General features: G+C 70.9%; 8 protein-coding genes and 1 riboswitch. Of the genes, 3 read left to right on the forward strand and 5 right to left on the reverse strand.

The features are described 5' to 3' along the window. Window positions 1–22: 22 nt before the first annotated feature. The 3 genes from ribD to aspS form a co-directional block, all read right to left on the reverse strand. Entirely contained in the window at window positions 23–1,081 is a 1,059-nt protein-coding gene (gene ribD, locus ACX80L_RS10720) for a bifunctional diaminohydroxyphosphoribosylaminopyrimidine deaminase/5-amino-6-(5-phosphoribosylamino)uracil reductase RibD (RefSeq protein ID WP_459289585.1), read from the reverse strand. Beyond that, complete coding sequence (gene pnuC / locus ACX80L_RS10725; RefSeq protein WP_133081823.1) at window positions 1,078–1,761, reverse strand: nicotinamide riboside transporter PnuC; 684 nt, start codon at window positions 1,759–1,761, stop codon at window positions 1,078–1,080. The genes ribD and pnuC overlap by 4 nt, the downstream gene beginning before the upstream one ends. 117 nt (window positions 1,762–1,878) lie before the next feature. Continuing rightward, window positions 1,879–2,020, reverse strand: a riboswitch (FMN riboswitch). 150 nt (window positions 2,021–2,170) lie between these two features. Next, on the reverse strand, window positions 2,171–3,943 hold the full coding sequence (gene aspS / locus ACX80L_RS10730; protein WP_133081822.1) for an aspartate--tRNA ligase: 1,773 nt from the start codon (window positions 3,941–3,943) through the stop codon (window positions 2,171–2,173). Between the two features lie 188 nt (window positions 3,944–4,131). On the opposite strand from aspS, the gene ACX80L_RS10735 reads away from it, so the two are divergent. Further along, complete coding sequence (locus tag ACX80L_RS10735; protein WP_459289587.1) at window positions 4,132–5,388, forward strand: APC family permease; 1,257 nt, start codon at window positions 4,132–4,134, stop codon at window positions 5,386–5,388. Window positions 5,389–5,471: 83 nt separating this feature from the next. Here the strand turns inward: ACX80L_RS10735 and hisS are convergent, their stop codons facing one another. Continuing rightward, on the reverse strand, window positions 5,472–6,800 hold the full coding sequence (hisS, locus tag ACX80L_RS10740; RefSeq protein ID WP_459289589.1) for a histidine--tRNA ligase: 1,329 nt from the start codon (window positions 6,798–6,800) through the stop codon (window positions 5,472–5,474). 731 nt (window positions 6,801–7,531) lie between these two features. Between hisS and ACX80L_RS10745 the strand changes: the two genes are divergently transcribed. Next, window positions 7,532–9,133, forward strand: coding sequence for a DUF349 domain-containing protein (locus ACX80L_RS10745; RefSeq protein WP_459289894.1), 1,602 nt, complete (start codon window positions 7,532–7,534; stop codon window positions 9,131–9,133). A gap of 108 nt (window positions 9,134–9,241) precedes the next feature. Then, window positions 9,242–9,892, forward strand: a complete 651-nt coding sequence (locus tag ACX80L_RS10750; protein ID WP_459267807.1) for a hypothetical protein — start codon at window positions 9,242–9,244, stop codon at window positions 9,890–9,892. Window positions 9,893–9,901: 9 nt separating this feature from the next. On the opposite strand, the gene ACX80L_RS10755 is transcribed toward ACX80L_RS10750, so the two are convergent. Further along, complete coding sequence (locus tag ACX80L_RS10755; RefSeq protein ID WP_459267806.1) at window positions 9,902–12,352, reverse strand: RelA/SpoT family protein; 2,451 nt, start codon at window positions 12,350–12,352, stop codon at window positions 9,902–9,904. Window positions 12,353–12,454: the final 102 nt, after the last annotated feature.

The following is a 12,454-nucleotide window of genomic DNA, read 5'->3' on the forward strand; positions in this document are numbered from 1 at the left end:
GGGGCTGGTCGGCCGGGAGAGGTCAGGGGCCGGTGGACGGTGGCCGCAGATGCATCCGGACGTCCGGGCCCAGCTGCTGGATGCCGGGCCCCCCGGCATCGTCCAGGGCCCACCGGGTGGCGGCTTCGAGGGTGCCCACGCCCAGGTCGGGGAACGCCGGTGCGCCGTCACCGAGGATCAGCGGGGCGACGTAGCTGAACAGCTCGTCCACCACGCCCTCCCGGAGGAAGGCGGAGGCGACGCGGGGTCCGCCCTCGACCAGGAGGTGGCGGACTCCCCTGCCGAACAGCTCGTCGAGCACCTCCCGCACGTCCCGCGTCGGCAGGTGGAGGAAGCCCGGCCCCCTGATCGCGGCGTCTTCGGGTACGGAGGTGCGCCCCATCACGACGCGCAGGCCCTTCCCCGGGGTCGGGGTCGCCGCGGGGGCGCCGCGGGGCGTGAGGCGGGGGTCGTCGGCGAGGAGTGTACCCGTGCCTACCAGGACGGCGTCGGCGAGGGAACGGATCCGGTGGCCGTCCGCGCGCGCCTGCGGACCGGTGATCCACTGGCTCGTGCCGTCCACGGCCGCGACCCGGCCGTCGAGCGACTGCGCGGACTTGAGCGTGACGAACGGTCGGGCTCCAGCGAGGGCTGCGGCCCAGCGTGCGTTGAGCCGGCGGGAGCGGTCGGCGTCGAGACCGCCGACGCAGTCGACGCCCGCTCCGCGGAGCCGCTGCGCTCCCCCCGCAGCCGGCCCGTTGACGTCGGCGGCGGCGTACACGACGCGTGCGACACCCGCGTCGATGAGGGCCTCGCTGCAGGGGCCCGTCCGGCCGGTGTGGTTGCACGGTTCGAGGGTGACCACCACGGTGGCGCCGCGCGGGTCGCCGCCCCGACGACGTACCTCGGCGAGGGCCGCCGGTTCGGCGTGCGGCGTGCCCGCGCCCCTGTGGTGGCCCTCGCCGAGGAGTGCGCCGTCGGCCGAGAGCACGACGGCGCCGACGAGGGGGTTCGCGCCCCGCACGCCCTGCGCTGCGAGGTCCAGGGCGCGGCCCATCGCCTCCGACTCTGCCGTGGTCACGGCCGGCGTCGTCGTGCTCATCGCAGGGTCGGATCCGGCAGGAGCGTCTCGATGCTCGGCTTGGCAGTGCGCTGGGCGCGTGCCCAGACGAAGAAGCCGACCAGGGTGAAGGCACCGTAGAAGATGTACATGAAGGCGCTCGCGTAGTAGCCGGCGCTGAAGAGGAGGGGCACGCCGACGATGTCGACGGCGACCCAGACGAGCCAGAACTCGACCCAGCCCTTCGCCATGCCGTAGGTGGCGAGCAGGGAGCCGACGAAGGTCCAGGCATCGGCCCAGACCGGCTCGTAGGAGCCGAGCACGCGGAAGAGCGGCGTCAGCGCGAACGTGCCGACCACCAGGAAGGCGACCATGCCGAGGCGCGCCCGGGTGCCGGCCCACTGGGGCGTGACGGCCTGCCCGCCGCTGTGCCTGCTGGCCTGCCACTGACGCCAGCCGTAGATCGAGACGGCGATGAACATGACCTGGCGTCCCGCCTGGCCGAGGAGGTTCGCTGCACTGGCGGCACCGAAGAGGGAGCCGAGGAACACCGTCAGGAGGAGGAGGTTGCCGACGATGCCGACGGGCCATGCCCAGACCCTGCGGCGCATCCCGCCGAGGGCGCTGAGGAGGCCGAACACATTGCCGACCACTTCACGCGCCAGGAGGGAACCGTCGCCTACCGGGATGCGGGCTTCGAAGAGCCACTGCAGAAAGTCCATGCCGATCCTTCGCCGATACGACGGCTCCGGGCAATGGCAGCAGGAGGGGCACCCTCCCGCGGGCGATGCCGCGAAGGCGCTGCGGCCCGTGGTGCGGGCAGCGGCGAGCCCCTGCTGTTCGTGCTTCTCCCATCCAGACTTTGACTGTCGGTCCCGGAATTCCACCGGCTCAACCGCCGCCGTCCCGCGGGTGCGGAACGAGGAACGGGTCGCGGACTATCACCGCCGGTTCGGACTCACACCGACCCCGGAGCACGTACTGCTCCCAGTATTTCACAGGCGGGCCGCAGGTCCGGGCCCGTCGTCACAATTCTTCCGACAGCGATCGGACGGTCGGACGCGGTGCGGACACGACAGGGCACCCCGTGCGGAGTGCCCTGTCCCGGTGCTGCCCGGCCCCGCCGTCCGATCAGCCCTCGGCGGCGGCCTTGGGCTTGGCGTCGACGCCGGCCTCTCTGCGCTGCTGCGGCGTGATCGGCGCGGGCGCAGCCGTCAGCGGGTCGTATCCGCCGCCGGACTTCGGGAACGCGATGACGTCGCGGATCGAGTCCGTACCTGCCAGCAGGGAGACCACGCGGTCCCAGCCGAGCGCGATGCCGCCGTGGGGAGGCGCACCGTACTTGAAGCCCTCGAGCAGGAAGCCGAACTTCTCCTGGGCTTCCTCGGCGCCGAGGCCCATGACGGCGAACACGCGCTCCTGCACGTCGCGCTGGTGGATACGGATGGATCCGCCGCCGAGCTCGTTGCCGTTGCAGACGATGTCGTAGGCGTACGCCAGGGCGTTCTCGGGGTCGGTGTCGAAGCTGTCGAGGAACTCCGGCTTCGGGGACGTGAACGCGTGGTGGACGGCCGTCCACGCTCCTCCGCCGACGGCGACGTCGCCTGCGGCGACCGCAGCCGAGGCGGGCTCGAACATGGGTGCGTCGACCACCCACACGAAGGCCCAGTCGCCCTCCTTGATGAGCCCCGTGCGTCGCCCGATCTCGACGCGCGCAGCGCCGAGGATGGCGCGCGAGGACGTCCTGTCCCCCGCGGCGAAGAAGATGCAGTCGCCGGGGGCCGCACCGACGGCGGCCGCGAGGCCGTCCCGCTCAGTGTCCGTCAGGTTCTTGGCGACCGGGCCCCGGAGGCTGCCGTCGTCGTCGATCAGGACGTAGGCGAGGCCCTTGGCGCCGCGCTGCTTCGCCCACTCCTGCCAGGCGTCGAGCTGGCGGCGGGGCTGGGACCCCCCGCCGGGCATGACCACGGCGCCGACGTAGGGCGCCTTGAAGACGCCGAACCCGGTGTCCTTGAAGAACTCGGTCAGCTCGGTCAGTTCGAGGCCGAAACGGAGGTCCGGCTTGTCCGAGCCGTACTTCGCCATCGCGTCCGCGTAGGTCATGCGGCGGATCGGGAGCGGGATCTCGACGTCGATGAGCTTCCACAGGGCGGACACCAGCTGCTCGCCGAGGGCGATGATGTCGTCCTGCTCGACGAAGCTCGCCTCGATGTCGAGCTGCGTGAACTCGGGCTGGCGGTCGGCGCGGAAGTCCTCGTCCCGGTAGCAGCGCGCGAGCTGGTAGTACTTCTCGAACCCGCCGACCTGCAGCAGCTGCTTGAACAGCTGGGGCGACTGGGGCAGGGCGTACCAGGAGCCGGGTGCGAGCCGGGCGGGCACCAGGAAGTCGCGGGCACCCTCGGGCGTGGAGCGTGTCAGCGTCGGCGTCTCGATCTCCACGAAGCCGTCCCCGTGCAGGAGTTCGCGTGCCACGCGGCTGGCCTCGGAGCGCAGGCGCAGGTTGGCCTGGGGGCCGGGACGGCGGAGGTCGAGGTAGCGGTGGCGCAGGCGCGCCTCCTCGCCGACCTCGACGTGCTCGTCGATCTGGAACGGCAGCGGGTCGGAGGTGTTGAGGATGGTCACGGTGTCCGCGATGACCTCGATCGCCCCCGTGGGCAGGGCGGGGTTCTCGTTGCCCTCGGGGCGCTGCTGGACACTGCCGACGATCTGGAGGACGTACTCGTTGCGCAGGCTGGAGAACACATCCTCCTCGCGCACCACCACCTGGGCGACGCCTGAAGCGTCACGGAGGTCGAGGAACGCCACCCCGCCGTGGTCGCGGCGGCGGGCCACCCAGCCCGCCAGGGTGACCGTCTGTCCTACGTGCTCGGGCCGAAGGGAGCCCAGTTCATGCGTGCGGAGCACAGCATTCCTTCCCACAGATCTGTTTCGATGAGTCGCAGGCCAGCTGCACCTGCCTAGAGTTGGTTCAAGCCCGACCAACTTTACCGGTCCGGTCCGGCGGGTCGGACCGTCGCCCCCGACGGCGGCGTCCGGCCCTCGTACCGCCGGTGCTCCGACGCCGCGTACCGCGTCCGACCCCGAGGAGAACCGTGTCCCAGCCCCCGGAACTGCGCCGAGCCATGGGCGGCTTCGACGCCACCACCGTCGGGATCGGCGCGATGATCGGCGCAGGCACCTTCGTGGTCTTCGCCCCGGCAGCAGCCGCCGCCGGCTCGCTCCTGCCCCTCGCCGTGGTCCTCGCGGGTCTCGTCGCCTACTGCAACGCGTCGGCGACGGCCGCCCTGGCTGTCCGGTACCCCTCGAGCGGTGGGGTCTATCTGTACGGACGGGAGCGCCTGGGACCCTGGCCCGGCTTCCTCGCCGGCTGGGGCTTCGTCACGGGCAAGCTCGCCTCCTGCGCCGCCATGGCGCTGACCTTCGGCCTCTATGCCGCGCCGGGCGCGGAGAAGGCCGCCGCGGTGGCCGCCGTCGTCGCACTGACGACGGTGAACCTCTTCGGGATCACGCGGACGGCCCTCGCCACACGCGTCATCGTCTCGCTCGTGCTGCCGGTCCTCGCCTTCGTGATCGTCGTCGGATTCACCTCCCCGGCGGCGACGGTGGACGCCGTGCCGGCAGGGGCAGGGGGCGTGCTCCAGGCCTCGGCGCTGCTCTTCTTCGCCTTCGCGGGGTACGCCCGGATCGCGACGATGGGCGAGGAGGTCCGGGAACCGCGCAGGAACATCCCTGCAGCGATCCTCGGCGCGCTCGGGGTGACGCTGGTGCTGTACCTGCTGCTGGCGCTCTCCCTCCTGCACGCTCTCGGGCCCGAGACCCTGGCCGGCACGACCACGCCGCTCCGGGACGTCATGGACGTCGGGGTCCCCGGCGAAGGATCGATGGGGCGGGGCGGTGCCGTCGTGACCCTCGCGGCGGCACTAGCCAGCCTCGGCGCACTGCTCGCCCTCATCGCGGGCGTCGGCCGCACGAGCCTCGCCATGGCCCGCGGCGGCGACCTGCCGAGGGTCCTCGCCCGCATCTCGGTCCGGCACTCCGTACCCTGGGTGGCCGATCTCGCGACGGCCGTCGTCGTCGGAGCCCTCCTGCTCGCCACGGATGTGCTGACCGTGGTCGGGTTCTCCAGTTTCGGCGTCCTGCTCTACTACGCGATCGCGAACATCTCGGCGCTCACGCTCCGCGAACGCCCGTGGTACTCCCCGCGCTGGCTCAACGGTGTGGGTGCGGTCGGCTGCCTCGTCCTCGCGTTCACGCTGCCGGCGGCGCCGGTGCTGACCATGGTCACGGTGCTCGCCGCGGGGGTGGCCGTCCGCGCCGTCGTCCTGGCCGCGCGGCGGCGGGCTGCCTGAACGGCATCTGAGGAGCGCCACCCGACGGCACCTGGGACCTGGGACCTGGGACCGCAGCGGCACCGGCGGAGTGCCGGGTGAGCTCAGGCGGTGGCGACCACCGGGCGCAGGTCCGCGGCCGGCGGGGACCACGACGCGGGGTCGGCGGACACCTGCTCGCCGGACCGGATGTCCTTCACCTCGTGCGCACCGTCCGGCGAGGTGAACCACACGAAGGGGATGCCGCGGCGGTCGGCGAACTTGATCTGCTTCCCGAACTTCTCGGCGCTCGCGGCGACCTCGGCGGAGATCCCCCGGCTCCTCAGCGCAGCGGCGACGTCCTGTGCCTCGGACCACGAGTCGTCGTCCGCGAGCGTCACCAGCACAGCCGTGGGGACGGGACGGGAGACCGTGGCGAAACCCTGGCTGAGGATCCGCGACACGATGCGGGTCACGCCGATGGACAGCCCGACGCCGGGGAACGTGCGGTTGCCCTTGCGCGCCAGGGCGTCGTAGCGCCCGCCGGAGCAGATCGAGCCGAGGCCCTCGTGTCCGTTCAGGACCGTCTCGTAGACGGTGCCCGTGTAGTAGTCGAGACCGCGGGCGATGCTGAGGTCCGCGACGACCCGGCCCGGCGCACGCCGCGACGCCTCGCCGACGACCTGCCGGAGTTCCTCGAGGCCCTCCTCGAGCAGCTCGCCGGAGATGCCGAGGCTGCGGACGCGGTCCACGAAGGAGGTGTCGGTGGTGCGGATGGCGGCGAGTTCGAGTGCAAGCCTCACCTGCTCGTCATCGGCGCCGACCTCCTCGCGCAGCAGGGCACCCACCTTCTCCGCGCCGATCTTCTCGAGCTTGTCGATGCTCCGCAGGACGGCGGCCGTGTCCTCGAGTCCGATACCGCGATAGAACCCCTCGGTGAGCTTGCGGTTGTTGACGCGCAGCGTGAAGTCGGGGATCGGAAGCGCACCGAGGGCCTCGACGACGGCGAGGGCGAGTTCGACGTCGTACCGGAACGGCAGCACGCCGTCACCCACGACGTCGATGTCCGCCTGGGTGAACTCGCGGGCGCGGCCCTCCTGCGGCCGCTCCCCGCGCCAGCACTTCTGGATCTGGAACCGCCGGAAGGGGAAGGCGAGGTGGCCGGCGTTCTCGACGACGTAGCGGGCGAACGGAACCGTCAGGTCGTAGTGCAGCGCGAGTCCGCTCTCGGAGGCGGACGCCTCGTCGGCCTGGAGGCGGGACACGGCGTACACCTCCTTGTCGATCTCACCCTTGCGCAGCAGGTGCTCCACCGTCTCGACGGCACGCGTCTCGATGCTCGAGAAGCCGTGGAGCTCGAAGGTCCGCTGGAGCACCTCGAGGACGTGGAGCTCGATCAGGCGCTCCTCCGGCAGCCATTCGGGAAAGCCTGACAGTGATGCCTTGCGGGCCATGGGGTGGGTCTCCTCCGGGGCGGGGTGTGCCGGCCGGCGCCTGGGCAGGGCGGCCGGCCGGTTCTGCGGCCTCAATCCTAGGTGCCGCGGGTGGTCCGCGGGAAAAGCACCGAGCGGGGACGCCGCCCGCCGTCCAGCGGGAGGCTCCTCTACCCGCTCCGGGACGCGGGTGGAGGACCAGTGGGTAAAGTAACCTCAGGGCAGGTTCCGTGATGTTCCTGGATCCTGCAGAAAATGGCCCCGGCGTTGCTCACGGCCATCCGACGAGCGAAAGACTTCTAGCGGTGACAGACAGTCAGCAATCCGACGAAACGACCATCAGCGGAGCTCCCCAGCAGGACGGCGGGACGGACGACGGTATTCATGCCCCGTCCGCCGGCGATGGTTCGGACACCTCCACGGACGAATCCCCCGCCGCCGTGACCGGAGCCGCGCCGCAGGACGGGCCTGACGCCGGGCCCTCCGCCGACGAGGTGGATGCCCCCGCTGTCGATCCGTCCGGAATGGCGGATGCCCTCGCAGCCGATCCAGCGGACGCGGCCGACGCCGCCGTGGCGGATCCCGCCGTGTCGGATCCCGCAGACAAGGCCGACGCCGCCGTGGCGGATCCTGCAGGCGACGCCGATGCCGCCGTGTCTGATCCCGTAGCCGACGCCGACGCCGCCGTGGCGGATTCAGCAGGCAAGGCCGACGCCGCCGTGGCGGATTCAGCAGGCAAGGCCGACGCCGCCGTGGCAGATGCCGCCGTGTCGGATCCCGTAGCCGACGCCGCCGTGGCGGATGCCGCCGGCACCGCGGAAGCGGAGGCCTCTGCGCCTCCGGCGGAAGGATCCGCGGACCCCGTGGAGTCCTCCGACGACGACATGCGCTCACCGGAGGACGCGGACGTGCCGGCCGAGGCGGCAGAGGGGACGACCGGGACGATCGAGCAGGCTGTGCCCCTGGCGCCCGAGCCTGCCCCGCTGAGCACGCCGTCGCCCCGCCTGACCGCTCCCCGCCCGCCGCTGCCGACGGCGATGGCCCCGCGTCCAGCGAAGAAGGCCGCACAGCCCGTGGCAGCACCCCCGGCCCACAGCACCTCCCTCGAGGAGGCGGGCAGATTCGCGCGCGTGGAGGAGGACGGCCACGTCTTCCTCCTCGTGGAGGGGGACGAGCACGCCGTCGGCCAGTACCCGGACGCCACGCGTGAAGAGGCGCTGGCCTACTTCGTCAGGAAGTACGACGACGTCGTCAGCCAGGTCGCCCTGCTCGAGCAGCGCGTGCAGGCGAAGGCGCCGTCCTCGGACATGGCGAAGACGGCCAAGCACCTGCGTGCGCAGGTCGGCGAACGGAAGATGGTCGGAGACGTCCTGGCCCTCGAGGCGCGGATCGATGCGCTGCTCGGCGCCATCAGCGGGCTCGAGAAGGCCGAACGCGCGGTGCAGGACGAGCTGAAGGCGAAGGAGCTCGCGGCCCGCGAGGCGATCGTCGCCGAAGCCGAGGAACTCGCCGGCAGGGACCCCTCCACCGTGCAGTGGAAGGCGAGCAGCACCCGCATGAACGAGTTGTTCGAGCTGTGGAAGGCGGCGCAGAAGAACGGGCCGAGGCTGGGCCGCGGCACGGAGGATGCGCTCTGGAAGCGGTTCCGGTCGGCACGCACGGTCTTCGACCGGCACCGGCGCGCCTACTTCTCCCAGCTCGACAGCGACAACGCCGAGGCGAAGCAGGCGAAGGAAGCCCTCATCAAGCGCGCCGAGCAGCTCGCGGACTCGACGGACTGGGGCCACACCGCCGCCGAGTACCGGCGCCTGATGGACGAGTGGAAGGCATCCAAGCGCGCCAGCCGCAAGGACGACGACGCCCTCTGGGCCCGTTTCCGCGCGGCGCAGGACCGCTTCTTCGAGGCCCGGAAGGCAGCCAACGAAGCCGTCGACGAGGAGTACGCGGGCAACCTGACGGCCAAGGAGGCACTGCTGAAGGAAGCCCAGCAGATCCTGCCCATCAGGGACCTCGCTGCAGCCAAGAAGGCACTGCAGTCCGTGCGTGACCGCTGGGACGAGGCAGGCAAGGTCCCCCGCGCCGACATGGGGCGCATCGACGGTGCCCTGCGGCAGGTCGAGGACGCCGTGAAGGCTGCCGACGACGAGCACTGGACGAAGACGAACCCCGAGACGAAGGCACGCACCAACAGTGCGCTCGCCCAGCTCGAGGCGACGATCGCGCAGCTCAGGGACGACCTCGCCGATGCCGAGCGCGCGGGGAACGCCAAGAAGATCGCCTCCGCACGGGAAGCGCTGGCGGCACGCGAGCAGTGGCTCGAGATGCTGCAGAAGTCGGCCCAGGACTTCTCCTGACCCCATCCCTCCCGTCCGTCCGCGGACAGGACCGAGCCCCCCGGCACCGTTGTCCACATCGGTGCCGGGGGGCTTTTCCGTGCGCGGCGCAGTGGCGATGCTGGAGCGATGCCTCCCCTGGACAGCGCCGGCGCCGCAGCTCCACCCGAACGCACCCTCGGCACATCGAATCCGGTGACGTCCACCGGCGGAGCGCTCTTCCACGCGGGTGAGATCTTCACCTCGGCAGAGCTGCAGGCCATGCGGCTCGACGGGCTCGTGCAGCTGGTCATCGGCGACTCCTATCTCCGCAGCGATTTCCGGGAGGATGCGGCCGCGCGGTCGCAGGCAGCGGCACGGAGCGTCCCCTCCTCACTCCGCCCGCGCGTCGCGCTCGGCCGCACCTGCGCCGCCTGGGTCTACGGCTGTGCTCCCCGGCCGTCGCTGATCAGCCTCGTCACGGACCACCGCCGCCGCACCACGGCCCTACCGCCCTTCACACCCGCAGTCCTGCATCAGGTGGCGCTCGGGCCCTTCGACGTCAACCTGGTGGGAGGGGTCTCGGTGACGACACCGCTCCGGACGGCGCTGGACATCGCCGTGCACGGGGAGGACACCGGCGCCGTCGAGATCCTGCGTGCGATCGGGACGGCACGGGAGCTCGCGTGTCCGCTGCGGCTCGTGGAAGCAGCACTCGTCAACACCTCACGGGTGCCGGGCAAGACGCGGGCCCTCGCGAGGCTGCGCCTCGCCCGGAACCCGGGGCAGTCCCGGGCGTGAGCGGGCCGGTCAGGAGCGGCGCTGGGAACCGGTGGTCCGGTACACGTCGAAGACGCCGTCGATCCGGCGCACGGCGCTCAGGATGTGGTTCAGGTACTTCGGATCGCCCATCTCGAAGGCGAAACGCGACATCGCCACGCGGTCCGACGACGTGTTGACGTTCGCGGCCAGGATGTTCACGTGGTTCTCGGCGAGCACGCTCGTCACGTCCGAGAGCAGGCTCTTGCGGTCCAGCGCCTCCACCTGGATCTCCACGAGGAACACACTGGACTGGGTGGGAGCCCAGTCGACGGGGACGATACGGTCCGGCTGGTCACGCAGTTCCTGCACGTTGCGGCAGTCGCTGCGGTGGACCGAGACGCCGGACCCCCGTGTGACGAACCCGATGATCGGGTCCGGCGGGACCGGGGTGCAGCAGCGAGCCAGCTTCACCCACACGTCCCCGACCCCACGCACGGTCACACCCGAGTCGGAGAACTTCGGGCGGCGGGGCTGCGTGGCGACCGCCGTCTCGGCGATGTTCTCCTCCGCCCCCTCGTGTCCGCCCATGAGCGCCACGAGGTGCTCGATCACGTTCTGGGCCGACGTGTGGCCGTCACCGACCGCGGCGTACAGGGCCGAGATGTCCTGGTGGCGCAGATCCTGCGCGACCGTCAGCAGCGCGCTGTGCGTCATCATCCGTTGCAGCGGCAGGTTCTGCTTGCGCATCGCGCGCGTCAGCAGTTCCTTGCCCTTGTCGATCGCCTCTTCGCGGCGCTCCTTGGTGAACCACTGGCGGATCTTGTTCCGGGCACGCGGACTCTTGACGAAGCCCTGCCAGTCCTGGCTCGGCCCCGCCCCCTCGGCCTTCGAGGTGAAGATCTCCACCCAGTCGCCGTGGTTCAGCTCGCTGTTCAGCGGCACGAGCTTGCCGTTGACCCTCGCGCCGATGGTCCTGTGGCCCACCTCGGTGTGCACCGCGTAGGCGAAGTCGACCGGCGTCGAGCCGGCGGGCAATGCCATGACCTCACCCTTCGGGGTGAAGACGAAGACCTCGCGCGCGTTGATCTCGAACCGCAGCGAGTCGAGGAACTCGTCCGGGTCCGACGTCTCCTGCTGCCAGTCGACGAGGCTGCGGAGCCAGCCCATGTCGCCGTTGTCCGAGGCCTCCAGCTGCCGGCCGCCGCTCTTGTACTTCCAATGCGCCGCGACGCCGTACTCGGCGCGCCGGTGCATGTCGTGCGTCCGGATCTGGATCTCGACGGGCTTCCCGCCGGGGCCGATCACGGTGGTGTGCAGCGACTGGTACATGTTGAACTTCGGCATCGCGATGTAGTCCTTGAACCGTCCTGGCAGGGGGTTCCAGCGCGAATGCAGCGATCCGAGGGTCGCATAGCAGTCGCGGACACTGTCCACCAGGACACGCACGCCCATCAGGTCGTGGATGTCGTCGAAGTCCTTGCCCCGCACGATCATCTTCTGGTAGATCGAGTAGTAGTGCTTCGGCCTGCCGGTGATCGTCGCCTTGATCTTGACTGCCCGGAGGTCTTCCTCGATCTGGTTCCGAACGAGGCCGAGGTGCTTCTCGCGCTCCGGGGTCCGGTCCCCCACCATCCGCACGATCTCCTCGTACACCTTGGGGTGGAGCGCCGCGAAGGAGAGGTCCTCGAGTTCCCACTTGATGGTGTTCATGCCGAGGCGGTGGGCGAGCGGCGCGAAGATCTCGAGCGTCTCCCGCGCCTTCTTCGCCGACGAGGCGGGCGAGACGAACCGCCACGTCCGGGCGTTGTGCAGCCGGTCCGCCAGCTTGATGACGAGGACACGGATGTCCTTGGCCATCGCGACGACCATCTTGCGCACGGTCTCGGCCTGCGCGGCGTCCCCGAAGGACACCTTGTCGAGCTTCGTGACGCCGTCGACGAGCATCGCGACCTCCGGCCCGAAGTCGCGCTTGAGTTCGTCGAGGGTGTAGGAGGTGTCCTCGACGGTGTCGTGCAGCAGGGCAGCCGCCAGGGTGGTGCCGGTCATGCCGAGCTCGGCGAGGATCGTGGCGACCGCCACGGGGTGCGTGATGTACGGGTCCCCGCTCTTGCGGGTCTGGCCGTCGTGGCTGCGTTCCGCGACGAGGTAGGCACGCTGGATGAGGTCGAGGTCCTCCCTGGGATTGTTCGCACGGACGGTGCGCAGGAGGGGCTCGAGGACGGGTGAATAGCCGGAGGAGCCGCGGCCGGTGAGGCGGGCGATGCGCGCCCGTGTGCGGCCCCGCCGCCCGGGCGCCACCTGGTCAGCACTCGTGGCCGACGGTGCGGAGGCTGCCGAGGCCGGCTGCACCAGCCCGCGTGGGGCCGGCGCCGCGGGCTGCACGAGTCCGCGGGAAGGGGCAGGTCGTGGGTCATCGGTGGCGATCGGAGCAGGAACTCCTGGCGCCGTAACGCCCTGGTCCTCGCCGGACCGTACCGCAGGGTTCACCGCTTCAGCCATATGCAGTCCCTCAATCTCGATCTCGGATCCGGCAAGGACTCAAGATGCCACACGTTCGCGACAACTCCAAGTCTAGCTGGGCTTTGAACGGCATCGGCCGCA

This window comes from Arthrobacter sp. MDT1-48-3 (assembly GCF_054511015.1).